The organism is Paenibacillus sp. FSL R7-0313 (genome assembly GCF_037969885.1).
GTDB lineage: Bacteria > Bacillota > Bacilli > Paenibacillales > Paenibacillaceae > Paenibacillus.
This window is the reverse complement of sequence record NZ_CP150219.1, coordinates 4,400,845-4,426,983: the sequence shown is the minus strand read 5'-3', so window position 1 is coordinate 4,426,983 and position 26,139 is coordinate 4,400,845. Positions and strand designations below refer to the sequence as shown.

24 protein-coding genes and 1 pseudogene are annotated in these 26,139 nt (G+C 41.6%); 17 read left to right on the top strand and 8 right to left on the bottom strand.

Annotation, left to right across the window (positions count from 1 at the left end; all coding sequences use genetic code 11):
* Window positions 1-158: 158 nt before the first annotated feature.
* The 4 genes from NSQ38_RS19415 to NSQ38_RS19400 all read left to right on the top strand — a co-directional run bounded on the left by NSQ38_RS19415 (window position 159) and on the right by NSQ38_RS19400 (window position 4,226).
* Window positions 159-905, top strand: coding sequence for an ABC transporter ATP-binding protein (locus NSQ38_RS19415; RefSeq protein WP_339783608.1), 747 nt, complete (start codon window positions 159-161; stop codon window positions 903-905).
* The gene (locus NSQ38_RS19410) at window positions 889-2,517 is read left to right on the top strand and encodes a hypothetical protein (RefSeq protein WP_339783606.1); all 1,629 of its coding nucleotides are present in this window, start codon (window positions 889-891) and stop codon (window positions 2,515-2,517) included. The genes NSQ38_RS19415 and NSQ38_RS19410 overlap by 17 nt, the downstream gene beginning before the upstream one ends.
* A 252-nt stretch (window positions 2,518-2,769) precedes the next feature.
* On the top strand, window positions 2,770-3,351 hold the full coding sequence (locus NSQ38_RS19405) for a hypothetical protein (protein ID WP_339783604.1): 582 nt from the start codon (window positions 2,770-2,772) through the stop codon (window positions 3,349-3,351).
* Window positions 3,352-3,464: 113 nt separating this feature from the next.
* Window positions 3,465-4,226 (top strand): pentapeptide repeat-containing protein, encoded by a 762-nt coding sequence (locus tag NSQ38_RS19400; protein WP_339783602.1) that lies wholly within the window; start codon window positions 3,465-3,467, stop codon window positions 4,224-4,226.
* A gap of 168 nt (window positions 4,227-4,394) precedes the next feature.
* Here the strand turns inward: NSQ38_RS19400 and NSQ38_RS19395 are convergent, their stop codons facing one another.
* From NSQ38_RS19395 to NSQ38_RS19385, 3 genes are all read right to left on the bottom strand, one after another.
* A complete protein-coding gene (locus NSQ38_RS19395) occupies window positions 4,395-5,951 on the bottom strand; it encodes a BCCT family transporter (RefSeq protein ID WP_339783600.1) in 1,557 nt (518 codons plus the stop codon).
* A gap of 260 nt (window positions 5,952-6,211) precedes the next feature.
* On the bottom strand, window positions 6,212-6,637 hold the full coding sequence (locus NSQ38_RS19390; RefSeq protein ID WP_338586976.1) for a MarR family transcriptional regulator: 426 nt from the start codon (window positions 6,635-6,637) through the stop codon (window positions 6,212-6,214).
* A 132-nt stretch (window positions 6,638-6,769) separates the two neighbouring features.
* Window positions 6,770-7,408 (bottom strand): nitroreductase family protein, encoded by a 639-nt coding sequence (locus NSQ38_RS19385; RefSeq protein WP_338586977.1) that lies wholly within the window; start codon window positions 7,406-7,408, stop codon window positions 6,770-6,772.
* A 284-nt stretch (window positions 7,409-7,692) separates the two neighbouring features.
* Here NSQ38_RS19385 and NSQ38_RS19380 point away from each other — a divergent pair, with 284 nt between their 5' ends.
* Entirely contained in the window at window positions 7,693-8,628 is a 936-nt protein-coding gene (locus NSQ38_RS19380) for an NADP-dependent oxidoreductase (RefSeq protein WP_339783598.1), read from the top strand.
* A 101-nt stretch (window positions 8,629-8,729) separates the two neighbouring features.
* Here NSQ38_RS19380 and NSQ38_RS19375 read toward each other — a convergent pair whose 3' ends face one another.
* Window positions 8,730-8,987, bottom strand: coding sequence for a GlsB/YeaQ/YmgE family stress response membrane protein (locus NSQ38_RS19375; protein WP_247897659.1), 258 nt, complete (start codon window positions 8,985-8,987; stop codon window positions 8,730-8,732).
* Between the two features lie 157 nt (window positions 8,988-9,144).
* Between NSQ38_RS19375 and NSQ38_RS19370 the strand changes: the two genes are divergently transcribed.
* The 3 genes from NSQ38_RS19370 (at window position 9,145) to NSQ38_RS19360 (ending at window position 12,106) form a co-directional block, all read left to right on the top strand.
* The gene (locus tag NSQ38_RS19370; protein ID WP_339783596.1) at window positions 9,145-9,852 is read left to right on the top strand and encodes a response regulator transcription factor; all 708 of its coding nucleotides are present in this window, start codon (window positions 9,145-9,147) and stop codon (window positions 9,850-9,852) included.
* Window positions 9,853-9,971: 119 nt separating this feature from the next.
* Window positions 9,972-11,276 carry a HAMP domain-containing sensor histidine kinase gene (locus NSQ38_RS19365; protein WP_339783595.1) on the top strand — a complete coding sequence of 435 codons (1,305 nt, stop codon included), beginning with the start codon at window positions 9,972-9,974 and terminating at the stop codon, window positions 11,274-11,276.
* A gap of 125 nt (window positions 11,277-11,401) precedes the next feature.
* The gene (locus tag NSQ38_RS19360; RefSeq protein ID WP_339783594.1) at window positions 11,402-12,106 is read left to right on the top strand and encodes a hypothetical protein; all 705 of its coding nucleotides are present in this window, start codon (window positions 11,402-11,404) and stop codon (window positions 12,104-12,106) included.
* An 86-nt stretch (window positions 12,107-12,192) separates the two neighbouring features.
* On the opposite strand, the gene NSQ38_RS19355 is transcribed toward NSQ38_RS19360, so the two are convergent.
* The 3 genes from NSQ38_RS19355 to NSQ38_RS19345 all read right to left on the bottom strand — a co-directional run bounded on the left by NSQ38_RS19355 (window position 12,193) and on the right by NSQ38_RS19345 (window position 15,131).
* Window positions 12,193-13,251: a HAMP domain-containing sensor histidine kinase gene (locus NSQ38_RS19355; protein ID WP_339783592.1), complete on the bottom strand. Its 1,059-nt coding sequence runs from the start codon at window positions 13,249-13,251 to the stop codon at window positions 12,193-12,195.
* Window positions 13,252-13,483: 232 nt separating this feature from the next.
* On the bottom strand, window positions 13,484-14,182 hold the full coding sequence (locus NSQ38_RS19350; protein WP_249913575.1) for a response regulator transcription factor: 699 nt from the start codon (window positions 14,180-14,182) through the stop codon (window positions 13,484-13,486).
* Complete coding sequence (locus NSQ38_RS19345; RefSeq protein ID WP_339783590.1) at window positions 14,172-15,131, bottom strand: phosphatidylinositol-specific phospholipase C/glycerophosphodiester phosphodiesterase family protein; 960 nt, start codon at window positions 15,129-15,131, stop codon at window positions 14,172-14,174. Before NSQ38_RS19345 ends, NSQ38_RS19350 begins: the two co-directional genes overlap by 11 nt.
* A gap of 340 nt (window positions 15,132-15,471) precedes the next feature.
* On the opposite strand from NSQ38_RS19345, the gene NSQ38_RS19340 reads away from it, so the two are divergent.
* Both NSQ38_RS19340 and NSQ38_RS19335 read left to right on the top strand, forming a co-directional pair.
* A complete protein-coding gene (locus tag NSQ38_RS19340) occupies window positions 15,472-15,900 on the top strand; it encodes a nuclear transport factor 2 family protein (RefSeq protein WP_091029903.1) in 429 nt (142 codons plus the stop codon).
* Window positions 15,901-16,552: 652 nt separating this feature from the next.
* Window positions 16,553-16,738, top strand: coding sequence for a hypothetical protein (locus NSQ38_RS19335; RefSeq protein ID WP_339783588.1), 186 nt, complete (start codon window positions 16,553-16,555; stop codon window positions 16,736-16,738).
* Window positions 16,739-17,095: 357 nt separating this feature from the next.
* On the opposite strand, the gene NSQ38_RS19330 is transcribed toward NSQ38_RS19335, so the two are convergent.
* Window positions 17,096-18,181, bottom strand: coding sequence for a DUF5808 domain-containing protein (locus NSQ38_RS19330; RefSeq protein WP_339783587.1), 1,086 nt, complete (start codon window positions 18,179-18,181; stop codon window positions 17,096-17,098).
* 345 nt (window positions 18,182-18,526) lie between these two features.
* On the opposite strand from NSQ38_RS19330, the gene NSQ38_RS19325 reads away from it, so the two are divergent.
* The 7 genes and pseudogenes from NSQ38_RS19325 (at window position 18,527) to NSQ38_RS19295 (ending at window position 26,111) form a co-directional block, all read left to right on the top strand.
* Window positions 18,527-19,474, top strand: coding sequence for a phosphotransferase (locus NSQ38_RS19325; RefSeq protein ID WP_339783585.1), 948 nt, complete (start codon window positions 18,527-18,529; stop codon window positions 19,472-19,474).
* A 553-nt stretch (window positions 19,475-20,027) separates the two neighbouring features.
* The gene (locus tag NSQ38_RS19320; protein ID WP_339783584.1) at window positions 20,028-20,591 is read left to right on the top strand and encodes a GNAT family N-acetyltransferase; all 564 of its coding nucleotides are present in this window, start codon (window positions 20,028-20,030) and stop codon (window positions 20,589-20,591) included.
* Window positions 20,592-20,687: 96 nt separating this feature from the next.
* Window positions 20,688-21,263 (top strand): TetR/AcrR family transcriptional regulator, encoded by a 576-nt coding sequence (locus NSQ38_RS19315; RefSeq protein WP_339783582.1) that lies wholly within the window; start codon window positions 20,688-20,690, stop codon window positions 21,261-21,263.
* Window positions 21,264-21,468: 205 nt separating this feature from the next.
* Window positions 21,469-22,509: an NADH:flavin oxidoreductase gene (locus tag NSQ38_RS19310; protein WP_338586994.1), complete on the top strand. Its 1,041-nt coding sequence runs from the start codon at window positions 21,469-21,471 to the stop codon at window positions 22,507-22,509.
* Between the two features lie 190 nt (window positions 22,510-22,699).
* Window positions 22,700-23,131 (top strand): annotated as a pseudogene (locus NSQ38_RS19305) (substrate-binding domain-containing protein); the annotation flags it as partial.
* Between the two features lie 65 nt (window positions 23,132-23,196).
* Complete coding sequence (locus tag NSQ38_RS19300) at window positions 23,197-23,913, top strand: class I SAM-dependent methyltransferase (RefSeq protein ID WP_339783580.1); 717 nt, start codon at window positions 23,197-23,199, stop codon at window positions 23,911-23,913.
* A 266-nt stretch (window positions 23,914-24,179) separates the two neighbouring features.
* Window positions 24,180-26,111, top strand: a complete 1,932-nt coding sequence (locus tag NSQ38_RS19295) for a fructose-1,6-bisphosphatase (RefSeq protein WP_339783578.1) — start codon at window positions 24,180-24,182, stop codon at window positions 26,109-26,111.
* Window positions 26,112-26,139: the final 28 nt, after the last annotated feature.

Here is a 26,139-nt window from a genome sequence, read left to right as displayed (position 1 = left end):
GGTCAAGTGAGACGATTCACCTCTTAAAGGGATATTAATTCTTATCCTTTTATGAAAAAAATCGAAGGGATTGATACGGATGAAAACTAAACAATTATTAGATATGAATATGAACGTGAAACAAAAAACGAAATGGTTTGAAAGCGAGGAACAAATAAATGGAATTGGTATTACACAATGTAGAGAAGAGTTTTGGTGAAAAAAAAGTATTAGCCAATTTAAGTTTTCAATTTGAAAAGGGAAAGATCTATGGCCTTCTTGGGCGCAATGGCGCCGGCAAAACAACGTTATTCAATTGTTTAGGTGGCGAGATCCAAGTGGATGGCGGCAAAATGAAACTCGTCAACGGATCAAAATCACGTGACTTGGAAATGGATGATGTAGGATACGTTTATTCACTGCCACTGTTACCAGAATTTCTGACGGGATATGAATTTGTACGTTTTTTTATTGATGTTAACGTAGATGTAATTGATAGACGAGGAAACAATATTGATGCCCTGTTTGATATGATGCACATGGCGCAGGATGACCGACATAAGCTCATTAAACATTACTCGCATGGAATGAAAAACAAAGTTCAAATGTTGTTATTTTTACTCCTAAAACCTACAGTGATTCTGTTGGACGAACCTTTAACTTCATTTGATGTCATCGTTGCGAGTGAGATGAAACAATTGCTACGTAATTTAAAAAAAGATCATATCCTCATTTTCTCGACTCATATATTGCAATTGGCAACGGATCTGTGTGATGAGTTAATTATTTTAAATCATGGAAGTTTAACACAGGTTTCACCCGAAATCCTTACTCAGCCCGACTTTGAAGAACAGGTAATTGAATTATTACGGCATGAAAGCCAAAATGGAAGTACGAAGGAGAACGCCGATGACGGGAATGATTAGTACAATTTCTCGCATCTGGCAGTTACAGATGATTACGCTGGTCAACCGTTTGATCTATTTCACGCAAAAGTTACCGTTTGTAGGTAATTTAATCAGTGAACAAACGTATGCCGCTGTTCGGACGAAACGTACCATCGGTGCAATTGCGGTTATTTTATTAGTTCTCGTTGGTTTATTGGAAAGCTTATTATATTTCGGGGGAATGCTTGCATTGCCCATACTCTTATGGACGGAAAATGTTAATCGTACGGAGCATTTTAACCTTTTTCTTCACATGTATTTTTGCATAAGTGGCGTAATGGCTGGGGTAACGAGTGCAAAAGTGCTGGAATTAAACAAAATGAAGTATACATCTATCCGACTTATGCGAATAAACCCAACCAAATATATGCGAGCTACGCTATTTTATCGGTATACGACATTTTTCTTCTATCAAGCGATTGCAATGACTCTGGTTGCGGTACTTTTTAAATTTCCAATGACTCAAGCATTGCTTATTGTGGGAATTATGACTTTTTGGCGAGTGACATGTGAATTTTTACATCTGGCATTATTTAAATGGAGAGGCATTATTCTTGTACAGAAAACATGGGCTACGAGTTTGAGTATGTTGCTGGCACTGACTTTGGCTTACCTTCCCTTCACAAAACTGAACCATCCTCTATTTGGATCTGTGATATTGGACCAATCATGGCTTGTGACACTGATATCGTTGTCCGGGGTTATCTGTGGGTATGTTTTATTAAAACATACAGATTTCACATCTGCAGTGCGCGCAGTAACAAACCATGCTGATCCATTGTTAAATCCAGAAATAATGATTGCTGATCTTCAAAAGAGAATGGCTCAGTCCAAAGAACATGACCTTAGCAGGCCTTCCTCGTCTAACCTTCATGTTAACGAACAGCGCACATTAGAAAAAAAGGGATACGAGCAAATACACGAAATTTTTGTTACCAGGCATACCGCTCTCCTCCGTGCACCGTTCCACAGACGTTTATTGGCTATTATGATCATAGGCATACTCCTGCCTTTGTTGGTACTCATTTTCAAAGATCATCTTTCACTAGATTCAATTGAAAGATTCTCACCTTTACTCATTATGGCTATGCTTAATCTGACAGTAGGTAACCAGATTTGTAAGGCTTTATTCTTCCATTGTGACAAGCCGCTGATGCGCTATCCATTTTACCGTCAGCATGCGAAGCAGCATTTTCTGTTACGACTTCGAAGTATATTAAGCATAAATCTAAAGTTAGGTTCTTGTTTAGCAGCTGTAATAAGTGTATCTACACTTGTATTAACTGGAGGACAGGATATAAGTTCACTACTTCCTATCTGGGTTATAACCATTGCACTGGCTGTATTTTTCTCAGTACATCATCTGTTGTTATACTATGTAATTCAACCTTATACAACGGAGTTGGAAACCAATAGTCCTCTTTTCTCATTCGTAAACGGCCTTATTTCATTGAGTTTTGTTGTGGCGATGTTTCTAGGTCCTCCACTATGGGGACTAACCGCTGTGATCATGGTGTTGACTTTAGCCTATCTATCCAGTGCTGTCCTTCTCGTAACCAAATATGCTCAAAACAATTTTAGAGTAAAATGAGAAGAAGATTCCAAAGCATTGAGTCTTAATCCCCACTAGGGCCTATGTAAAGTAGGCGGGATGAGATTCAATGCTTTTTTGATCATGAAGAGGCATTATAACTTTGTGATAAATGTTTTCCCTTTTTTATTGCAGGAAAACTTTATCTGAGCACGAAATATGTTGAAGATTATGCTGAAAAAAGTTGCTTTTTGCACAATGATGTACCCAAAACTGGATGTGCTTGAGCAAAGAGAAAGGTGTGCACTATCTATGAAAGAACCGTCTGAACACCTCATTGCCATGCTGGGTCAACCTTATGATTCCAAGTGTGTTCAACAAGTATTGCAATCCTTCGGTGTCAAACTTATGCCGAAGGCGGGCGGATATTTTAATGACGACATTATTTGGTCTGTAAAGTCATCTATCCGCCTAGACGTTTATCGCTCACCGAAAATTCATGAACTGACTGGACGTGACGATCTGAACACGGATGAATGGATAATCGGCGCCGTCCATTTTCTTGCTCCTGGATCGGATGACCGAATCCATACCCCGTTTCCAGGACAGCTTCCTGCCGGAATGACAATGAACTCAACACCAGATGAGTTCATTCGTGAATACGGTCAACCTGCATTGTATGAAGTAGGGGAATGGCTCGGGGGCAGCGGTCCGTTTCTGGCTTGGTGTGAATCCGGCATCAATGTCGCCATCGAATATGAAACGAACGAGAATGGCAGTGCAATGACATGTTATACTGCCTGTTTAGTTGGATGTATCGGCGCTTGGCGAAAGGATTACCCGGAAGTTTTCGTTCCAAAAAAGAAACACCGACGCTGGTCTGCATCCCCATAGTATGATTGGTATGACAGAGATCAACCATGGCGTTGCGTTCCATGTCTGGATCAACATAGGGAACTTATATTAGTAATAACAATTTATGTCGAGGGATTGATAGGGTGAGAGGGATGAGAAGACTTGAGTCTGGTATGTCAGTAAACAACGAATTATTTTCTGATATTGTCAGGTATGAACACGAAACGATAAGCGAAACGACCATAATCAACTCAAATGTTGGTTCACCCATATTTTGGAGCTGTAATTTGCAACATCTTATATTTGATACCTGCGATCTTACAAATGCGAGATTTTTTGCCGGTAGTACGATTGATCATTGTACATTTATTCATTCCGACTTGCGCTCTGTTGGCATTGCCAAGGACGAAGCCGTTTTCACCAATTGCGAATTTTCCTCCTGCGATATGAGAGGCATGACCTTGGAGAACGCTACGTTTATCGACTGTACTTTTGTTAAATCTAGATTCAATGACCGGATTTTACAAGCGGTGAATATCGTCAATTGTTCCTTTACCGGCAAGCTAGTGGATATTACATTTGAGGGAAATGGCAAACAAAAGCTAATCGCCAATTTTGAAAACTGCATCCTTGATGGTGTGCGTTTTGTGAACTGTGACCTGACGCAATGTATTCCGCCAAAATCCAAAAACCATCTGTATGTTGAACAGGTATCGGCACGTGTGAAAAATGCTTTGACGAAGATAGACGATGATCCTAATCTATCTGAAGATGATCGGAAAGTACTGGTACGCAGTCTGCGCAAGCTTGAGCGTATGGAACAATATATTTTTAACACAGCGCATATGAAGAAAATATATGGTGATGTTTTTGTTGAACGATTTTTCAGTAGTCTGGATTGTAACATTGCGTAAACCTAAAGAATAGAAATTAATTGAAGATTGTATTTCAAGAGGCAAAATTAAAAACAATGATTGAAGTGAGAGGAAAGGGGCCGCTTTTGGTGACAAAAGTTGCCCTTTTTTTGTATAAGAAAAAGCCCGCAAGGACGCGGGCTTTGTTAGTTTTACACTAAGTATACATTACCTGCCGGAAATTTCATTCAGCGAGATTTCTTGTTCCTCCAGCAGTCGTTTCAGCTTTTGGCGCTGCCGTTTTTCCTTCTGACGGCGCTCTTTGTCCTCAGCCTTTAGAGCCTTGAGCAGGGAGAAACACATACCGATAAGGACAATAGCGAACGGCAATGCGGTTACAATCGATGCCGTCTGGAGGCCAGTTAACCCCCCGCTGATTAGCAGTACTACCGCAATGGAGGACTGCATGATTCCCCAGGTTAATTTCACTCTTGTACTCGGGTCCAACTTGCCATCTGAAGTGAGCATGCCCAGTACAAAGGTAGCTGAATCAGCCGACGTAATAAAGAAGATCATGATCAGCATTGTGGCGATGAATGCCACGATCGTGCCCAAAGGCAGCTGCTCCAGCATAAGGAATAAAGCGGTTGTCGTATCTTCCTTGACAGCCTCCGCCAGATGAGCGGCATTGAACAATTCCATGTGAAGTCCTGTTCCGCCAAAGACGGAGAACCAGATAAATCCGAAAAGACTTGGAAAAACCATGACGTAAATTACAAATTCCTTTATGGTTCTTCCTCTGGATACCCTTGCTATAAAAGTGCCGACAAAAGGAGCCCACGAGATCCACCATGCCCAGTAAAATAACGTCCATGCTCCAATCCAGGTTTCTCTTGAGAACGGCGTCAGTCTCAAACTCATGTTAATAATATTCTGCATGTAACTGCCCAAGGTTGTTGTGAATGTGTCAAATATAAAAGAAGTCGGTCCAGTTACCAATACAAACAACATCAATAACAAAGCTATAACGAGGTTGACGTTACTCAGAATCTTAATACCTTTATCCAGACCGGAGGTTGCCGAGATTAAAAACAGTACGGTTACAACGATGATAATGACAACCTGAGACAGTGTCGAGTTAGGAATACCGAATAAGTGATTCAGACCCCCGCCGATCTGAAGAGCACCCAATCCAAGCGAGGTCGCAACACCAAAGATGGTGGAAATGACCGCTAGAATATCAATAACCTTACCAAGCCAGCCTGAAGCAAGACGCTCACCTATCAGAGGAATAAAGGTGGAACTGATCAGTCCTTTGTATCCTTTCCGGAACTGGAAGTACGCAAGCGCTAAGCCGATGACGGTATAGATAGCCCAAGGATGTAGCCCCCAGTGGAAAAAGGAATAACGCATTGAAAGTATGGCTGCTTGCGTTGTTTCGGGTACCGCCCCCTCAGGTGCAGATAAATAGTGGGACAGCGGTTCAGCAACTCCCCAGAAAACCAGCCCAATGCCCATACCCGCGCTAAACAGCATGGACAGCCAGGAAACCGTAGAATATTCCGGCTCATCTTCGTCATCCCCGAGCCTAATGCCGCCAAATCGGCTGAACGCCAAATAGAAAGCGAAGATCAGGAAGAACAGTGTCGCTAGCAAATAAAACCAGCCAAAATTCTGAATAGAGAAGTTGTAGGCAACATTAGCCACATCCGCCAGCTGATCAGGAGCGACGGCTCCCCATATTGCAAACAGTGCAACGATGATAATTGTGATTGTGAATACCATGATGAGACCTCCGTTATGTAAGCTTCAGCCAATTGTTCCTTAGTATGTGCTAGTCCAACTTGTAATATTTCGAAAAGCTAGCTGTTGATAAATTAAAACAAACCGCCATGTAATGAAACACTCAGCGGTTTGTTTTGATCTTGCCTGAATAATATATGGCCTATAATCTCTTGTTAATCTGAGATATTGTATCATCTCATCTAACTAGTTTTATTCATTTATGAAAAGAAATCTGAAGAAGGCTGACTGTTATCGTAAATTTACAGATCCTTAAGATTATATTGCATGCGTGTAAGCATGTCGGTCATCACTGCAACTTCTTCTTCACTGAAATCCAGTATCATCTGATGAAGAAACTGGTTTCGATCCTGCTTGAAATTGGCGATATGCGTTAGCCCTTGTTCTGTTAACCGGACGAAGGTTTCCCGATGATCGTCGGGGTTTCTTCTTCGTGACACCAAACCGTCTGCTTCCAGTTGCTTCAAATGGCGTGTAACAGCAGCACTGTCAATATGAATGGCCTTCTGCAAATGGCTTTGTGTAACTTCTTCATGAAGATAGAGATGATACAGCAGAACGTATCGTGAGGAGCTGATCCCCGTACAACGTTCAAATTTAGGTTTCAACTGATTGCTTATATTTTTGAGTAATATTAATAAGGTTTCTTGTTCCAGCGAACAATTCATGTTTGCCCCTCCTTGAATGGTGCAGAATGTCTTGAAAAGCTTCATGTAACAAGCGTAGATTCCTTCCAAGACATTCAGCAACTAAAGGCAACTATATCACAATGTGGAGACTGCTCGCACTATCGCTTTGAATCATGCCCAAAACGTGGTCTCTTCGGCTGGCATACGGTAGGAGGTGTATCCCTCGCTTGCAGCTTTTCCAATTGTCAGTAGCATGACTGGTACATAGCGTTCTTTATCCAAGCCAAACACTTCGGCAATTTGATCTTTTTCATAACCGCCGACTGGATTGGTGTCATACCCATGTGCACGGGCAACCAGCATCAATTGCATGGAAACCAGACCGGCGTCAAGCATAATGACATCGTTCATTTCAGCATCGGACATGTTGTTATAAATCGGTTTGAATGCCTTCAACTGAAAGTCCTTAACATCTTGTGGCATTAAGCCATGCTCAACAGCTTTTCCATAAATGTTTTCTGCATATTCGAAGTTGTTTTTGTCCGCAAACACGGCAATGACAGCAGAAGCTTGAGCGACTTTTTCTTTGTTAAAGCGGGACAGTGGGACGAGTTTTTCTTTTCCCTCTGGAGTATCCACCACAAGGAAGCGCCAAGGCTGCATGTTGATGGAGGAAGGGGCAGTGCTAGCTTCATTGATGATTTGAGTCATTTCTTCCCTGCTGATTTTTACGGATGAATCGTATGTCTTAATGGAGCGGCGTCCATAAATAATTTCGTTAAAATCGTTTGTTTGTTGGTATGGTTTCATAATAGTTACTCTCCCTTTATATTTAGTTGATCCATCAATATTTGACTAGTCAATTGTTGATAAGTCAACTATAAACGATAACTAAGTCCATTTCAATCGTTTTTTTATGTAAAAATATCACAATAAAAGCAACATTTCCGACAATTCTAACTTAACTTTTGCATAATTTTATCCTGGTTGTTTAAAAATGAGTAAGGATAATATGCATGAACCCCAGTGACTGGATACAAATAAATAATCGAATAGCACGAAAAAGGCTATTAGCTTAAAGGAGTGTTACAAAAATGAAAGCAGTTGTGATTAATCAATATGGAAGTAAAGAAGAGTTAGTTGAACAGGAAGTGAATAAACCGAGGGCAGAAGCCAATCAAGTGGTTGTAAAACTAGAGGCTACATCCATTAATCCAATCGATTGGAAATTAAGAGAGGGTTACTTAAAAGAAATGTATGACTGGGAATTCCCTATTATCTTAGGGTGGGATGTAGCTGGGGTCATAACTGAAATTGGTTCAAACGTTACCAAATGGAAAGTTGGAGATCGAGTATTCAGTCGTCCTGATACAACACGTTTCGGTTCGTATGCTGAATATACAGCAGTTGATGAGCACCTTCTGGCAAAACTACCTGATTCAATCTCATATGAGGAGGCTGCGGCTGTACCTTTGGCTGGTTTAACAGCATGGCAGGTACTGTTTACTCACGGCGATCTAAAAGAAGGTGAAACTGTACTTATTCACGCTGGAGCTGGTGGTGTAGGTATGTATGCCATTCAATTAGCAAAACATGCTGGCGCTCATGTTATTACAACAGCAAGTGAAAAAAATCATGAACTTCTTTATTCGTTAGGTGCTGATCAGGTCATTGATTACAAAAAGGAAAACTTTGAAGAGATTCTAAAAGATATAGATTTAGTGTTTGACACGATGGGTGGAGAAGTAGCTGAGAATAGCTATAAGGTGCTTAAGCCAAATACCGGAAGACTGATTACCATTGTTGGTGAACCCAATCATGATACTGCTAAGTCTCACAATGTATTAGCAAAGGGGATTTGGCTACAGCCAGATGGTGATCAATTGCAGAGAATGGCAGATCTGATGGAAGAGAAAAAGATAAAGTCGATTGTAGGGGCAACCTTCCCGTTTAGTAGACAGGGTATTTATGATGCACATGCTTTGAGTGAAACTCACCACGCTGTGGGTAAAATCGTCATTACATTTTAAAAAAGGACCGTAAGTGTTCATCTTCCATCGATGAATGCTTTCGGTCCTTTTATGTTTACCCTGTAATAATGAACGACTGGATCGGTTTACGCCTCTCTTGGTTAACGTCTTCGGAAGGCTCCGCCGCGTGCCAGAGCGAAGAAAATGAGCAGGGCAATAATCGAGCCAACAATGGCTGGAATAATATGAAATCCGCCAATCACCGGTCCCCTTGGTCCCAGCAATTCCGTTCCTAACCAGGAACCGATAAAACCCGCAATAATGTTCCCAATTACACCGCCCGGTACGTCCCGCCCAATCAAGTTGCCGCTTAACCAGCCAATAAGTCCACCAACAATGAGTACCCAGAGCAGATCCATGGATTGTTCTCCTTTCTTCGGGTTTATTACAAGTTATGTTGGGTTCGTTGGAATATACCTCATCTTCCTGTTGGTGGAGGAATCTAAAGTGTCTGTGCTAAGATGGGTTAATAATTGATTGAAGCTGGTGAAAACAAGGCTAGATAGGGGTGTACAGTTGAAGAAAATCCTAGTCATTGATGATGAAATCGCAATTCGAGATTTAATTGAGCTGGTGCTAAGGCGTGAAAACTACGATGTGCAGACCGCAGAGGACGGCAAAACGAGCATGCAGCTGCTCGACTCTTTTCAACCCGATTTAGTGGTACTTGATCTGATGCTGCCAGACTGCTCCGGATATGACCTGTGCAAGGAAATTACCGGAAAACGTGCCATTCCAGTGATCATGCTTTCTGCGAAAAATGAGGTAATCGACAAGGTGTTGGGACTAGAGCTAGGGGCCGAAGATTACATGACCAAACCCTTTGACAATCGTGAATTGCTCGCTCGGATCAAGGTGATTCTGAGAAGAAACGAGAGCAGGGAGGACTCAAGTGAAGGGACAGAAGTACAATCGACACGTATCCTTCATGAAGAGCTGACTTTTGACTTAGAGAGCCGAAGAGTGCTGAAAAACGGTATAGCCGTGTCTTTAACGGCCAAAGAGTTTAAAATTCTGGAAACGTTACTCAAAAGGCCCGACAAAATCTTTACCCGGGATGAACTGCTGCAGATCGGATGGGGATATGACTTTATGGGAGACAGTCGCAGTGTGGATATGACCATCATGCGGTTACGGAAGAAGCTGGAGGATAACGCGGACGAACCGAAGTATGTCAGGACGATCTATGGATTTGGCTATCAACTTGGAGGTGGCGAGGCCTGAAGTATGCAACCCGGTTACTGCTGAATTATTTATTTTTCTCCGTACTGTCCTTTGGCATCATCATTTTTGCGGTCAATAAAGCCATCGATTACTACAGCTTCATTACCATTGAGAAACAGATGATGGAGAAGGCGGATCTGTCCGAGTTGTCCTTCCGTGAGGTGTTATCACAGCATAGGTCATCTTCAGGAGAGCCCCAGACCAAGGAAATTGTCAGACTTGCTCTGGAGAAGCTGAAAGCTTCAGGCAAGGAAGTACGTATCTATGACAGCTCCAAGCAGTTGCTTGGCTTGGCTGTGGATGGCATCATCATTAATGATGGCAAACCTCTTATTTTTGAAAAGAATATAGAGAAAGCCCTGAGCGGCAGTTATGCGTATACCGTCACGGAAGATCATCTGCTTTATTTTGCGACACCCATTCAGGATCAATTCTACGAGAACGCTTATGTGTATGAGTTCGTGGAGGACATTTCCTACTTTTATGCGATTATGGATCAAATCCGTTATATCCTGTTTGTCGGCGCAGGCGGATTTATTGTACTGATTACGTTATCCAGTCTGTGGATTGCCCGCAACACAACCAAGCCGATTAAACTGTTGCTTAGCGCCGCGCAAAGTTTCTCTAGGCAGGAGTTTCGGAGAGTTCATCTAAACCGGAAGGATGAGCTGGGCATGCTGGCAGATGGGCTGGATTCCATGGGGCGGCAGCTTCATGATTACATTCAGTACCAGAAACAATTTGTCTCCAACGTATCTCACGAGTTAAAAACACCCTTGGCAGCCATTCGTGGTTTCTCTCAATACTTGGTTGAAGGGGAAAACGAGGACAAGGAGTTGCAAAAAATCTATGCTCATCTGCTGCAGGAATCGGATCGGCTGACACGCTTGATTAATGAACTGTTGTTGTTATCCCGATTCGACAAGGCTGGTTCTAACGAACTGGAAGTTGAAAAGACGGAAATGAACGAACTAATTCAGGAAGTCACAATGAATATGGGAGCCAAGGCCAAAGATAAAGGAATCGAGATTATGTTCAGGGAGGATGAAGCGGAATCGGATGATAAGCTTCTGACGAAAGTCCACGCCAACGTAAATCCAATGTTGATGTCCCATGCGATCGCCAACCTTGTGGACAATGCCATCAAATACTCAGGAAGTCACTCACAGATTAAAGTAGAGATGGAGCATACGCCAAGTGAGGTGGTTATACGGATACGTGATCAAGGGATCGGCATCGCGGGCGATGAGCTGGAGAGAGTGCAGGAACGTTTTTACCGGGCGAAAAATGCAAGCACAGCGAACGGTTCAGGTCTTGGACTTTCCATTTGCAAGGAGATTGTAGAGCGGTTTAATGGATATATCGACATGGAAAGTCAAATCGGGGAAGGTACAACCGTTACGATTGTTTTGCCTCGTGCGTAGACCTGCATCTAAACCCAAGCCTAAATAGGTAACGTTACAAGATTGGTACATTTCTGTTATGAGACTAACAAATGTTTTATTTATAATCACTTCATAAGAACAAATCACACATTTATGGAGGGATCATGATGAAGTTAACAAAGAAAGCTGCAGGTTTTATCGTACTAGGTGCTTTACTAACGGTGGCATTAACGGGCTGTCAGTCCAGTGAGGCTACATCTCCAGCAACCGGACAGAACACGGCAAATGAACAAAGCAAAGGCGAAGGAGCAACCAATTCTAATACGCCTGCTTCCGAAAATTCGGAAGAAAAGGGTACTGAAGCGATTAAAGAAGGTTCGATGGAGAAGGAAGGCAATGTTGTGCTGAAGGAGCTTGCTTTTGTCTATAATGAGCACACCATCGCGATTTCGGATACAGCGAACGAAGATCAGATGGAACAGATGCTGGGCAAACCGGATAACCTGAAATCACATACGTACACTGCCGACGATGGAACCAACATGGATACGTTAATCGGTTTTACAGAAAAAGTGTACACGTATCCTGGTCTGGAGATTAAAACAATCAGTATACCGGAGGGGAAACAAGACTCCATCTTTCATATTGAAATCACAGACCCCAAGTATGCGACAGTCCGAAACATTAAAGCAGGAGACAGCCTGGATACACTCAAAAACGCCTACCCTGAGGGGAAACTCCTTGGTGATGGAGCGCCAGATGAAGAGGATGACTTCCGTTACGAGCCTTCCAATTATGTGGATGTGATGTCATTTCATATCAAGGATGCTAAGGTCGAGAGCATTCAGATCTACAGTCTTCTGGACTAATATGTAGTGATGGATGAATAAAAATAAAAAGTTAACCCTCAACCATCCTGAAAAGGAGCATTGAGGGTTAACTTAGTTTTGGCCTTTTAGATTAAGCGCTGCTTGGGCAAATGCAGAATAACGTTGAATTGATCGCCATGAATTTCGATTTTGATCTCCCCGCCGTGCAGCTCAACGATGCTTTTCACAATGGACAGTCCTAGGCCGGAGCCTTCAGTCTGGCGGGATTCATCTGCTCTTTTGAAACGTTCGAACAATTCTTCCGCGGCAAAATCAATCTCATAAGCAGCAGTATTTTGAATTTTGAATAGTACCTGATCATCAGATTCGTCCAAATAAATATAGATTCTGGTTCCTGGAAGCGAATATTTCTGCGCGTTGCCAATTAAATTTTCGAATACACGCCAAATTTTATTGCCGTCCAAATGTGCATGGATGGGGAATTTCGCGATCCTCTCCCGAATCTCAGGTGACGCTTGTCCCATACTGGTGTTGGACTCGGCAATCGCCTGTGTCAACAAGGTCGCGACATCGACGTACTCAATATCGAGCTCCACTGTACCGCTGGCCATCTTTGAGATTTCGAACAGATCTTCAATCAACAGCTTCATCCGTAGCGCCTTCCGGTCCAGGGTTTCAATATAGGCTCGGGTAGTCTCCGTAGACAGATCTTCTTTTTTTAATAAATCAACATAGTTGATAATAGAAGTAAGCGGGGTCTTCAAATCATGCGATACATTGGTAATCAGCTCTGTTTTTAACCGTTCGCTCTTCATCTGATTCTCCAGCGCGCTTTGATACTCGGCTTTCATATTGTTAATATAGCCAGCAAGCTTGGATAGGTCATCCTTGCCGGTATCCTGAATCGTATTCTGAATATTGCCTTCGGCAATTTCTTTGCTCCCGTTGATGATAGCGATGAAACGTCCAAGCTTGGAAAGGATATACGGAACCAGGAACAGCACATACAGCAATACATAAAGTATGAACAAGCCTTGTTGATATATGCTGTAATATGTGGCTGCCTGCCAGATACAAATGCCGGCTATCGCGGTTAGCAGAAGCATCATGATGATGCCAAACGTTAGTCTCCAGTTCTGCATACTGGCTCTAAGACCGGTTCTCCAGCTATGAAAGTAATCCATCAGCAGACTGCCATGCCAGAAGGAACGCCTACTATGAGGTGCCTTAAAATAAAGAAACAATCTACTTGCCAGTAAGCAAAGAATAATTAAGGCAAGCAGTGCCTGGATGTAACTTGAAGTAGAGTAGCTAATACTCAACCCCGTGTATGAATACGAGTTTATGAGTAAGAGGATCCATAAGATGGCGGCGACAATGATGACAATAAGGTCGATGGGGACCTTCCGATCGGCTTTATTTTTTTTCGATTTTGTATCCAATTCCCCATACCACCTTTAAATATTTTGGGTCTTTAGGATTGATTTCAATTTTTTCACGGATGTTTCTCACATGTACGGCAACCGTATTGTCTGAAGTGAAGATCAGTTCATTCCACACGCGCTCATAGATCTCTTCGATCGAGAAGACTCTGCCCTTGTTCTCCATCAGCAGCTCCAAAATTTTGTATTCTTTCGGGGTTAGTCTGACGTCCTCACCATCTATCTCAACAGTCTTTGAGCTTTTGTTCAGCACAAGTCCTCTTACTTGAATGAGCTCATCCCCGTTTGACTGGAAGGAACCTAAATTCGTAAAGCGGCGCAGCTGAGATCGGACTCTGGCGATTAACTCAAGAGGATTGAACGGCTTCGTAATATAGTCATCAGCGCCAACGTTCAGTCCCAAAATCTTGTCGCTATCTTCTGATTTGGCGGAAAGCATAATGATCGGTATATTTTTGTTTTCACGAATTTTAAATGTCGTTTTAATTCCATCGAGCTGTGGCATCATGTTGTCCATGATAACAAGATGAATGGTTTCTTGTTCAAGAATTTCCAGCGCCTCCAATCCGTTAGAGGCAGTAAATACATCCACATCTTCGCTTTTCAAATAAATAACGAGCGCTTCTCGAATTTCCGGTTCATCGTCTACAACAAGTATGTTATTAATGGCCATTATTTCTCACCTTCATCACGATATTTCTTATACTTACTAATCCGGAACTCATATATCCCGAAAATTCAACATGGCTGGGGAGAGCGTCTGCAAGCATTAGCTCCTCCGGCGATTCTTCCTCATCCGTGTAAAATCCATGCACCCCGAACCTGGACAGAATCTGCATAACCGGTCTGCTGTTGACGGTGTGAACATAACTTTTCACCCCAAACTTATGTAGTGTTGGAACTAGATTGGGGTTTAAATACACGCGATATACAGGCATGGCAACCGCTGTCAGTTGTTTGTCCCTTACGAATTCTACAATACTTTCGGCGGAGGCGCCAGTTTTGTAAAGTGAATATATTTTGTGTGGAAAGAGGTAGATTCCCATAACCATGTCATACATTTCCGGGCTGAAAATTTCAGGTATAATCCGGTTAAGCAGGGCAGGGTCCGTACGGCGTGCCTCATTGACCAGATGCCCAAACTGCTGCTGAATTTGCTCTTTGCTGCCTGCTTTCGTGTCCACAATTAAGTCAAAATCAGGATATTGCTGCATCAGTTGCAGGATGTCCGGCAGGGTAAGAGGGTGGAATCTTCCCATGATAAGCGAGTTTGCAAACTGAAGCTTGGTTACGTTTCGTCCGTGATGAGCGGCCAAATCCGGCTGTAGCTTCTGTGACCAATCATGTCTGGCTACAAGATTCCCGTCCGTCGTCTGCACAAGATCAACCTCGAACAAACGGTACCCTCGATTGTAATTGGTTATAAATGCTTCATAAGAATTGGTGTAACTAGCACCGTCAACGCCACCAAATGCATGTGCAATAAGCCTATTTTCCTGCCAGCCGCTGGTGCCAGCTATAGAGTCCGGATGATTCTGACCTGTTCTAGCAAGCCCCCAGTTGCACCAGACCATTCCTACCGTAATGACTATGAGTAAGGTTAACATCATCGTTTTCTTCATTCGTTCTGCTCCTTCGTTATCCCGATGTAAGTCATGCTACAGGACGCAAATGAAGAAGGAGTGGTATAAAAACGAAGGAATTTATGAAGTTTGTACATTTCACTACAAACGATATTTCTTCTCTGAAGACCTCTCTCCGAACCTGTAGGGATTCTTAAAGTTCTCATAAGATAGATACTAGCATTTTCAACCTCTTTTTTATTGTTCGAAAATTTTCGAATTATGTATTGCAGCTATGTGGGAAGTGTGATATATTTCTTTTCAGGCCAAACAGTTCGAAAATATTCGAACTGAAAACTATACTACGTAAGACAGTATAGAAAATACAGGAGGTAATAACATGTCCAATACAGCAACCGCTGGCAATACTACTAACTCTCTGAAAACCGATGCAAACATCACGATGTTAAATAATTATTTTCGCTTGTTTGATGCATCCCGCACTGACGATCGGGCTATGAAGGACTTGTTATCCTTATTTACGGAGGATGTCGAAGTTATTTCGAACGGTAGCAGCCGAACAGGATTCGAAGTAGTTATTAAGACTATTTATGAATACAACAAAGACATTAAACATATGTGGGATGCATGGGTACTTCAGCCCGACGGCAGTTATCGAACTAACTGGGCAGTATGCGGTCAAGCAGTAGATGGCACGGTTTTCACCAAAGAAGGTATAGATATTATGCGTTTAAATGAAGAGGGAAAGATTATGTATATGAAGAACGTGCAGACGACTGAAGATGCTTACAATGAATATTTCTCGTAAGGGTAGTTGTTACTTAGGTCTTTGGTAAGAAACAATTGCTGGTTTGCTACATAGTAACCCATTTTTTTTGATCAGTAGGCATAATTTTATCGACTTATATTTTAGATTCACAGCATTTGTGGCCTTCAACCGAACTATCCTAAAACTAAAGAAACCGATGGAACTTTACATTTGTAAATGCCCATCGGTTTTTATTTTATCTCAACAATAAGATACCTTCTTATTCTGGTGAAAATAGGTCAGGCTGAATAACTGGGCTAGGTGCGTTGCGTAGAGTGAGCCTCGTGCTAATCTAACATGATTTTCTCGTTAACCATCTGATAGTAATACTCATCCATCTGTTCTGCCGTAACATCTTCTTCAAGATGATATATCCACCACGTCTGCATTGAAGTCGATTGCCAAACTGTTAGAGCTAGATATTAAAAAAGTGATTACGTATCATGGTAACGAAGTTACAAATCAGATTAATGACAGTCTCCAGAAGATTGTAAATATGAAATCTATCATTGACCACGAGTGAGGAGAAATTAACCTGGAAGCAAGCAAAACTCTTTTAATGGAATAACTTATCATGATGAAGTCGTCATTTTCGCGGCTTTGTTTATTTTGTGACTATTATGATGGGTAGTAGAAATAAAGTTACCCTTGAGTGCATAGTGCGATCGGACAAGTTGGAATGGCTGCAGGTGCGGATATCGGGGGGATTGCTGTCAACCACAACTTGTTGAACTATATTCCATGGATCGGTGCGCTTGCCCTTATGATTGGTGTTGTAACAACGTTGCTTGATAACTCGCTATCTAAAAGAAAACAAACTAAACATTCTTTGCAATGAATAAACACTTGTTTCATCTTCGTTTGATACTTGGGGTTAACGATATACGAATAGCTGTATTCAAAATTGGCCTATAACAAAACTACTTTCTTCTCGTTCAACCTAATGGGAAACATCACCTCTATAGCAACAAGAAAGCAACTGACCCATGTGATCAGCTGCTTTCTTTGTTTTATAATTCATAACTCATTAACCCAATAGCAATCAGTAGATACATCGTTGGAAGGAAGCTTCCTGAGTAGTCGTATAATAACCCAATGAAAGTAGGTCCAACTGCTGGCATAACATCAAAGTCGAATCACGCCACAGGTCTGCCCTAGCTAGAATACTCCGGCGAGTACTAACTTCCAAGCCTTGTTACACGACAACTAACAGTACGATAATTCCGAGAAAAATCAGCCAGCATACTGGGTGACCGAAATTTAATCCCCAGCCAACTCCGAATCGTTTCTCGACGATTAGGTTTGGATCCTTGCGATTGAAATAAATCATACCTAATAGCCATTTATCATCATCATGGACAGGTCTGAAATTGGAGCGATTTGCCGATTGCTCCAAGCGGCTTCCGCCCTGACCAGCCCAGAACGATAAGGCTAAGGCGTATAGGATGATAAAGGCTATTATGATTAGGACAATGGGAATAGCGAAATTGATGTTAAGCAGAGATATCATATTTAGTTGCACGACGGACAACAGGATAACTATTAAGAAGCTTGCTGTAATCATAAAACCTGACCAAGTACGGCGGAAAGCTACGTCTTGTCTGATGGAACGGTTCGGATCAGTGGGTTGAACCTGCTGCTTCACTCTGCGAATACTCCAATTCTCAAATATGAACACAAGTATTAAGAACACTTGCATTATCGTAGGCATAAACACAGAACTATAAGATTTAGCTGCATAGCCGTCTACGTTCCAACTGCTATTGTAATGGATCGGAATCTGATCAGGAATTAGGTCATAGTTGAGTAGCACAGTTACAATACCAACAACAATAATGAAAACATGGATGAGGAACCAATTACTAGACAAGCTAATGTTTCTTTTCCGAAAACCAGTCTCCACTGCCATGATCGATAGTTCCAGAGCAATAGGCAGCATAGGCAGTAAACTTTTCATTTTGAAATGATAGCTAATGTTTATGACTAGGGAGATTACGACCATGGCGAGTGAATAAGTGACAATGATCCAACTTTGTTGCTTGGAATGTTCATCACCGTATATTAGGCAGATGATACAAACAATGAATAGGATGGTATGCAAGGTAGCACTAATCCTAGCATATGACTTCCGCATCTGGCGCAGAGGTTCGCTGTGAAATTGTAAAGCGCTGACGGTGACCCCAAAACTAATCGTCTCTCTTGTTAAATAAGGCATGCTTACCATGAGTACAATGGTAGGTACACATACAAGGATCATTACTATAACAGGCAATATCGTCATATCATTCGCCTCCTCTTATACATAAGTATGTATTCGAAAACTCTATAACCTTTAGAGCATATGCGATGCATCACTATGTCTTTTTGCGGATGTTTATCGTTTTAACTTAGGGTAAGTAATCGACTTGAATATAAGTTAATTATAATCGATTTTAGTGGATATATGGGTGAAATTAACATTTATCCAGATCTTTTGGCTACGCAGCGAACTCATCTGACAACGCAGTAAAGCTTAGTTATAATCAACTTTTATCACCATACAATAAAGTTCACTTGGTAAAATTGTGAAGTAAAAATCACATTAACTGGAGTGGATACTATGCTTTCTGAAGAGGATTATGCGAAGGTGGCAAAAGAAGCTATACATCAATACCCTATCATTTGGGAAAAACTTGTGTATCTCGGAAAGAGTGATAATGTTACATTTCAAGTTCAGACCAACGATGCTAATCAAAAGTTTCTTATCAAAATCCATATCTCAACGATCTCCATTCAATCAAAAGGGAATATCACATCAGAGCTTATTTGGCTTGAAGCTTTGGTTAAAGATACAAATCTCGTCGTACCTGCACCTGTCAGAAATCTTCAAGGTGATCTGGTAACAGAAATATCATCTCATCTTAGCGAAAATACAATCATGGTGACTATTCATCATTGGATTCATGGAAGCGTACTTCAAAGAGAGCCAACAAGTAATGAAACTAAAAATTTGGCTCTTTTAATGGCGGCTCTACATAAACATTCTATGCAGTGGAATGCACCTGAAGGCTTTAATAGACCAATATACAATTCTGATCATTTATATTCATCACTTCATCAATTAAAACGGTTAGTAAATTTAGAGCTTATCTCAAGTGAAGTGTTTGTTCATGTGGAAGAGTCAGCACATAAAATAGCAAATGTGATACAACATCATAAACGTTTGCCAAGTAACTGGGGAGTTATTCATTCTGACCTTCATGAGAGTAACTATGTTTTTTATGAGGATACTCCTCAACCTATAGATTTTTCGAATTGTGGCTATGGCTTTTATTTATTTGATATGGCTGAAACATTTTTGCATCTTTCATCAGATAATAGGAAAGTATTTATTTCATCGTATAGCAAAGTAAATCAACTGGAAGAGAATTATGTCGAGTTATTAGAAGCATTTTTTATTTGGTCAATCATTAGGACTTTCGCATTCCATTCTCTAAATCCAAATGAACAACAACCCTTAGCGGCAAATTTTCCATCAGTTATTGAAAACTATTTTAGGAAATATCTTAAAGGAGAAGATTTTTTGTTAAACTAAGGGGCAGGTTAGTGTAATTTCCCGTTTTAGATAACGTTATAATATAAACAGAGTTTAAGACATGAATACAATAATGGAGGGGTAGGATTGAACAAGTATGTGTTACATATAGTTGCAAGTGTAATTTGCATATTGTTACCTGCTGTTGGTCTCTTATATGTTTTGTGGGATAGCCACCAACCCAAAATAGGACCTGTAGGAGACGGAAAACCGAATTATCCTTCAATATCTCAATGGATATCCATTGGCTCTTCTTTTATTCTTGGAGTAGTTAATTTACCTCTTTCCATAATTCGATATAGACAAAAGACTAAAGAAGATATTAATAGTTAATGCTTATTACGCTGACGGGCAGGATAGATGAATTTTGTGAATATACGCCAGGTATGCGAACGATAAAAACATAAACTTTTAAGATTAAAGACATGCTACAGTCTTCAGAATCGCAGAATTCGTCAAAGGAAGTATAAAAGAACCAGGCAGTAGAGTGCCTATCGTCAGGCAAGAGAAGGGTGATCACGATAAATCTGAATTAAAGCTGGAGGCGAATGAAATGCTGGAATTAGAGTTTACGACTATAGAAGAGTGGGATGAAGCATTGTGGGCGCGGATGGAGCAAATCTATCATGAGGCTTTTCAAAGCGGTGCTAAGACAAAAGCGATTCTGCGCAGTATGCTGGACCGGAAAATTGGTTATTTACACACGGGCGTGCATCATGGTGAAGTGGTTGCGATGGCTGTTACTGGACTGGAGGGGAAGGCTGCAGACCGCATTCTGATCATCGATTACCTCGCGGTTGAACAGAAGCTGCGCGGGTTGGGCATAGGGACCTGGATGCTGGAGCAGCTCAGAGCCTGGGCGTTAAGGGAACACCGGATCAAAGGTATGATTATCGAGGCGGAGTTCGGGACAACGGAGGCTCATCAGGAACGCATTCAGTTCTGGCAACGCAACGGGTTCATCCTAACCTCCTATGTCCATCAATATAGAATGGTGCCAGAGCCGTATCAGGCAATGATGCTGCCAATGGATACAAGTATGCATGTGCCTGATGATGGTGAAGCACTGTTTCGTTATATCAATGCTTTTCACAAGGTTGCTTACCGGAAGAGTTAGACCGCATTCAATGGACCTGCAGGAAATTACCGTAGAGATTAGGATGAAAAATGATCAATTCTTGACTGCATGGTCAATAACTGATACATTAATCCCATGAGCAGACCAAGAGAATTTGATGTCGATCGTGTATTACACCAGTCTATGGAAGTATTCTGGAATCAAGGCTTCAAAGCAACTTCTTATGAGGACCTTACGCGTACTACAGGAGTCAAAAAGCAAAGTTTGTACTGTGTTTTTAAAGATAAGCGATCGTTGTTCCTGAAGGCGCTGGCACTTTACCGTGAACAGGTTATAGCGAAACTGAAAGAGATTGAAACCCTGGATTCGTCTCCCGTTGATAAACTGGATACCTTACGATATTCCCTTTTAGACGATGAAACTGGCTGCCAAGGGTGTCTAATTGTGAATGCATCACTCGAATTCGGAACAGATGACGAGCAGGTCACCCGCGAAGCTGAGCTCATGGCAGAAGAGATTCAACTGGTATTAGATAAGATTATAAGTAGTGGCCAGAAACAACAGTTAATTTCCAACCGGTATACGAGTATAGAGCTTGCATCTTATCTAAATAACACCATCCTTGGTGTGAGAGTTATGGAGAAATCTGGTTCATCCCGTGAACAGATCGAGACGGTTCTGCGTACTTCATTTGGCATGATCATGTCTTGATCTTTTTTTTGTGAAATTCTTGACTACGAAGTCAAAAATAAATGAAGGCGGATCAATACACCACGAAACCTTGAAGGAGGTGGGGCTTTTCGATAAAGATCGTGTATTGATTCATTTGGAAGTAACATCTAGTTGTTAACCAGGCTGGTTGCTGTTTAACATCTCCTAGGTCAATTTATATAAAATGAAATATGTGGAGGTTATTATGAATTATTCTCAATCCGTAGAAGCATTGTTCCAACCTATAGAGTTAGGTCACTTGAAGTTATCCAATCGGATCGTGATGGCGCCGATGACGCGTCAATTTTCTCCGGACGGTATCCCGGGTTCGAATGTTGCGGGCTATTACCGCCGCAGAGCAGAGAACGCAGTGGGGCTGATTGTGACGGAAGGGACAATAATTAATCATCCGGATGCATCCAATCAAGCCAATGTGCCGCACTTTTATGGCGAAGCTGCAATGAATGGTTGGGCACATGTTGTATCTGAAGTACATGAAGCTGGCGGTCGAATTATTCCACAGATCTGGCATATGGGAGCCAAAGGTCATGTTAATGATTATTCGGAAGCTGAGATTGCTACAATCGTTCAGGAATTCGCAAAAGCAGCCTCAGAAGCGAAACGCGTTGGGTTCGATGGTGTTGAAATCCATGGAGCACATGGCTATCTGATCGACCAATTCCTGTATGAGAAAACCAACTCTCGTACGGATCGTTATGGTGGAGATATGATGGCTCGCACACGTTTTGCAGTTGAAGTGATTGAGGCTTGCCGTAAAGTAGTGGGATCGGAATTTCCTATTGTACTGCGTTTATCTCAGTGGAAGACAGATGATTATCAGGCTAAATTGGCTGAAACACCGGAACTACTGGAGCAGCTTCTCGCACCGTTGGTTCAAGCTGGAGTCGATATCTTCCACTGTTCCACACGCCGTTTCTGGGAGCCGGAATTCGAAGGGTCTGATCTGAATTTTGCTGGTTGGACCAAAAAACTGACTGGTAAACCGACAATCACTGTTGGATCGATTGGTCTTGATGGTGACTTTACAAGTCTGTTCACAGAAGGTAAAGGCGCAGGTAACGTTGGTATCGAGGGATTGGTACAACGACTTCAGAATGATGAGTTTGATCTGGTTGCTGTAGGCCGTGCTCTTCTAGTCGACCCTGAATGGGCTAAGAAAATTCAAGAAGGACGTACTGATGATCTGGTTCCATTCACAAGAGAGGCGATGACTGTACTTACTTAATTGTAGTTATAATCATTAGGAATATGTATTAATCAAACACACCTTCAAGAGAATGAAACCTTGTCGTAAGATAGGGGAGATCATCTTGGAGGTGTGTTTGTAATGGCAACCAGAGTGAGTTATCCGGTAGAATTAAAGATGAAAGCCATAGAAATGAGACTGGCAGAGGTTTCAGTTTCGGAATTGAGAATTGCTGGAAGAACATTTCCGATTGTTAACTGCTCCAGATCACCCACTCGCCAAACGAACGGTGCTGCAATTGGAAGATTCTCATGATGAAGTGTTCCTGACAAATGAGAAGGGTTGTCCATATCGAACGATGTTTGATCGATCATTTGAGAAAGAGGGTATTGATAGCATTACATACTTAGAGTTTCAAAGTGCCGAGGCTATTAAACAATGTGCAATTTCAGGAATCGGTATTGTCTTTCTTCCTGAGATCGTCGCGAAATCTGAAGTTGAACGTGGAGAACTTGTTGTCCTCCCATGGCAAATTCCGGACTTGCAGGTAGATACACAGATGTTGTGGCATAAAGACAAGTGGCTTTCACCAATCATGTTATCTTTCATAGAAGCAACCAGGGAAGTTATTGGTTCACTGAATGAGACTAAAACTGTATAGTTTATGTATGAGGCATCAAACTGTTGAGCACAGTAAACGCTGTTGAAAGTGGGGAGACATTATATATGATTCCATTAGTATACGACCAGATTAACCATTGGGGAAAAGATGATGAATTTTTCCTTGCATTGTTAAAGAGATTAAAAGTAGAATTCATAGCTGATCTGGGCTGTGGAACAGGAAGATGGACTACTCATCTTGTTCAGTGCGGTTATAAAATTGCCGCTATAGATCCCAATGAAGAAGCGATTGAAATGGCGCGAAGTAAAGATAATTCTGGAAATGTGAATTGGATTATAGGTGATAGTGCGGATTTACAAACCAATACCTATGATGCGGTAATTATGACAGCCAATGTTGCACAGGTATTTCTTACAGATGATAGTTGGAAGCGAGTAATCTCGGACGTATTCCGATCCCTAAAAAATGGGGGTCACTTTATTTTTGATACAAGAAACCCTTTGGTAAAAGTATGGGAAGAATGGGAGAAGGACAAAACTCCTGACTTAGCTAAAGATAGACTAAACGGAGATCCTTTAGAAATCTATACAGAATATGAAGGGTTTGAGGGAGATATTTACACTTTCTACGAAATGGTAAAAAATACAAAAACAGATGAAGTGTTAGTTCATGAAAAAATGCAGCTGAGGTTTCGAAATCAAGAAGAATTCGATGAGTCGCTGAAACAAATCGGTTTTTCAAAAATTGAAACATATGGTGATTGGGAGTTTAAAGAAGCACATTCTGAGAATAGATCGTTTATTTTTCATTGTGTAAAATAGCAGTTAGTTAAAAAATGTCGAGGGACAAAAACATGATCCCATTGAAAGTCGCTATTTTAGCGGCTTTTTTATTTTTACAAACATTGTTTCGTTCAAAATCCATTCAATGAAATTTGTTCATATATGATGAACTGGAGTATGATGGGGGAAGGCGATGCTGATAATTACCATATAATCAATGCCAAGTATAGAGTAATTTTATGTAGGTCTAAAGCTTTTGGACCCGGCTATACAACACCATACTTCCTTGAAGGGGGACATCTGTTTTGGATGAGCAGTTTCTAGATTTATTGGCCGAGAAATATGATACGGAAGAAAAAATCATAACAGAGATCATCAACCTTGAAGCGATCTCCAATCTCCCGAAGGGAACCGAGCATTTTGTCAGTGATTTGCATGGGGAGTTCCAGGCTTTTCAGCATGTACTAAGAAACGGTTCGGGTACCGTCAAAGAGAAAATCAAAGAATTATTCCGGAAGGTTTGGACGGATCAAGAAATCAATGATTTTGCGGCATTGGTTTATTACCCGGAAGAAAAAATACAGCTGGTTATAGGGGAACTGAGCAATAAACAGGCTTTGAACCAGTGGTATAGACTAACGATTGAACACATGCTTAAGCTTATTTCTTATGCCTCTTCCAAGTATACACGCTCAAAATTGCGTAAAGCTCTGCCGGAGCAATATGTATATATTGTAGAAGAGCTTTTATACAAGACGGATTCGACCAACAATAAGGATCCTTATTACGAGGAAATATATCGGCAAATTATATCCTTGGGCCAGGCGGACAATCTCATTATCGGCCTTGCTTATACGACTCAACGCCTGGTGGTTGACCATCTTCATGTGGTTGGAGATATCTATGACCGGGGGCCGTACCCCGATAAAATTATGGATACACTGATCAACTACCATTCTGTAGACATTCAGTGGGGTAACCATGATGTCCTCTGGATCGGAGCCTACGCGGGTTCTCTGGCCTGCCTTGCGAATATTATTCGGATCTGCGCCAGATACGACAATCTGGATATCATCGAAGATGTATACGGAATCAATCTGCGCCCACTGCTAAACCTGGCGGAGAAATACTATGAGGACAATCCATCTTTCAGACCTAAGCTACAGGCTGGTCATAACCTAACGGAGCAGGAAATTCTGCAGATCACGAAAATTCACCAAGCCATTGCCATGATTCAGTTTAAACTTGAAATCCCGATTATCAAGAGACGCCCATACTTTAATATGTCTGAAAGACTTTTGCTGGAGCAGATTGATTACGACAAAAATGAAATCAACATCTGCGGTAAAACATACCTGCTGGAAAACACCTGTTTTGCAACCATAAATCCGCAGAAGCCTGAACAATTGCTGGAGGAAGAACGCCAGGTGATGGAAAAGCTGCTGTTTTCCGTTCAGCATTCCGAAAAGATGGCCAGACATATGAATTTTCTTATGAAAAAGGGTAGCCTTTATTTAAAATACAACGGGAATTTGTTAATCCACGGCTGTATTCCTTTGGATGAAGAAGGAAATATGGAAGAAATGCAGATTGAAGACAAGACATATGCCGGCCGTCAATTGCTTGATGTTTTTGAGGATTATTTACGTTACGCCTTTGCACATCCGGAAGAGACAGAAGATCTGGCGACGGATATGGTATGGTACATCTGGACAGGGGAATGTTCCTCGCTCTTTGGAAAGAGAGAAATGACCACTTTTGAACGGTACTTTATCCAAGATAAAGAAGCACATAAGGAGAGAAAGAACCCTTACTACCATTTACGTGAAAATGAAGAGATCACTCGAAAAATTTTGCAGGAGTTTGATTTGAATCCAGATCATGGACATGTCATTAACGGTCATACGCCAGTCAAAGAAAGTCGTGGAGAGAGCCCTGTTAAAGCAAACGGAAAAATGATCGTGATTGATGGCGGTTTTTCCAAAGCCTATCAGTCCACAACGGGCATTGCCGGATATACCTTGCTGTACAATTCTTTTGGCATGCAGCTCGTCGCCCATCAGAAATTTAATTCAAAAGAAGATGTGTTATGTAACGGAACAGACGTGTTATCTCTAAAAAGATTGGTGGACAAAGAACTGGAGCGGAAGCTGGTGAGGGAAACCAATGTCGGGGAGAAGCTGCTGCGGAAAATCTCAAACTTGAAGGATCTATTAGAATATCGCTACATGAAATGAAACGATTGCTAAAAATACACACCTTGAT

Bases quoted from the DNA above. Each gene is read 5' to 3' on its own strand.
- NSQ38_RS19330 (WP_339783587.1), bottom strand. From the start codon at position 18,181: ATGACGATATTGCCTGTTATAGTAATGATCCTTGTATGTGTACCTACC.
- NSQ38_RS19345 (WP_339783590.1), bottom strand. From the start codon at position 15,131: ATGAAGAAAACGATGATGTTAACCTTACTCATAGTCATTACGGTAGGA.
- NSQ38_RS19320 (WP_339783584.1), top strand. From the start codon at position 20,028: ATGCTGGAATTAGAGTTTACGACTATAGAAGAGTGGGATGAAGCATTG.
- NSQ38_RS19355 (WP_339783592.1), bottom strand. From the start codon at position 13,251: ATGGATTACTTTCATAGCTGGAGAACCGGTCTTAGAGCCAGTATGCAG.
- NSQ38_RS19390 (WP_338586976.1), bottom strand. From the start codon at position 6,637: ATGAATTGTTCGCTGGAACAAGAAACCTTATTAATATTACTCAAAAAT.
- NSQ38_RS19365 (WP_339783595.1), top strand. From the start codon at position 9,972: ATGATGGAGAAGGCGGATCTGTCCGAGTTGTCCTTCCGTGAGGTGTTA.
- NSQ38_RS19360 (WP_339783594.1), top strand. From the start codon at position 11,402: ATGATGAAGTTAACAAAGAAAGCTGCAGGTTTTATCGTACTAGGTGCT.
- NSQ38_RS19315 (WP_339783582.1), top strand. From the start codon at position 20,688: ATGAGCAGACCAAGAGAATTTGATGTCGATCGTGTATTACACCAGTCT.
- NSQ38_RS19385 (WP_338586977.1), bottom strand. From the start codon at position 7,408: ATGAAACCATACCAACAAACAAACGATTTTAACGAAATTATTTATGGA.
- NSQ38_RS19405 (WP_339783604.1), top strand. From the start codon at position 2,770: ATGAAAGAACCGTCTGAACACCTCATTGCCATGCTGGGTCAACCTTAT.
- NSQ38_RS19400 (WP_339783602.1), top strand. From the start codon at position 3,465: ATGAGAAGACTTGAGTCTGGTATGTCAGTAAACAACGAATTATTTTCT.
- NSQ38_RS19380 (WP_339783598.1), top strand. From the start codon at position 7,693: ATGAAAGCAGTTGTGATTAATCAATATGGAAGTAAAGAAGAGTTAGTT.
- NSQ38_RS19375 (WP_247897659.1), bottom strand. From the start codon at position 8,987: ATGGATCTGCTCTGGGTACTCATTGTTGGTGGACTTATTGGCTGGTTA.
- NSQ38_RS19410 (WP_339783606.1), top strand. From the start codon at position 889: ATGACGGGAATGATTAGTACAATTTCTCGCATCTGGCAGTTACAGATG.
- NSQ38_RS19350 (WP_249913575.1), bottom strand. From the start codon at position 14,182: ATGGCCATTAATAACATACTTGTTGTAGACGATGAACCGGAAATTCGA.
- NSQ38_RS19340 (WP_091029903.1), top strand. From the start codon at position 15,472: ATGTCCAATACAGCAACCGCTGGCAATACTACTAACTCTCTGAAAACC.
- NSQ38_RS19415 (WP_339783608.1), top strand. From the start codon at position 159: ATGGAATTGGTATTACACAATGTAGAGAAGAGTTTTGGTGAAAAAAAA.
- NSQ38_RS19300 (WP_339783580.1), top strand. From the start codon at position 23,197: ATGATTCCATTAGTATACGACCAGATTAACCATTGGGGAAAAGATGAT.
- NSQ38_RS19310 (WP_338586994.1), top strand. From the start codon at position 21,469: ATGAATTATTCTCAATCCGTAGAAGCATTGTTCCAACCTATAGAGTTA.
- NSQ38_RS19395 (WP_339783600.1), bottom strand. From the start codon at position 5,951: ATGGTATTCACAATCACAATTATCATCGTTGCACTGTTTGCAATATGG.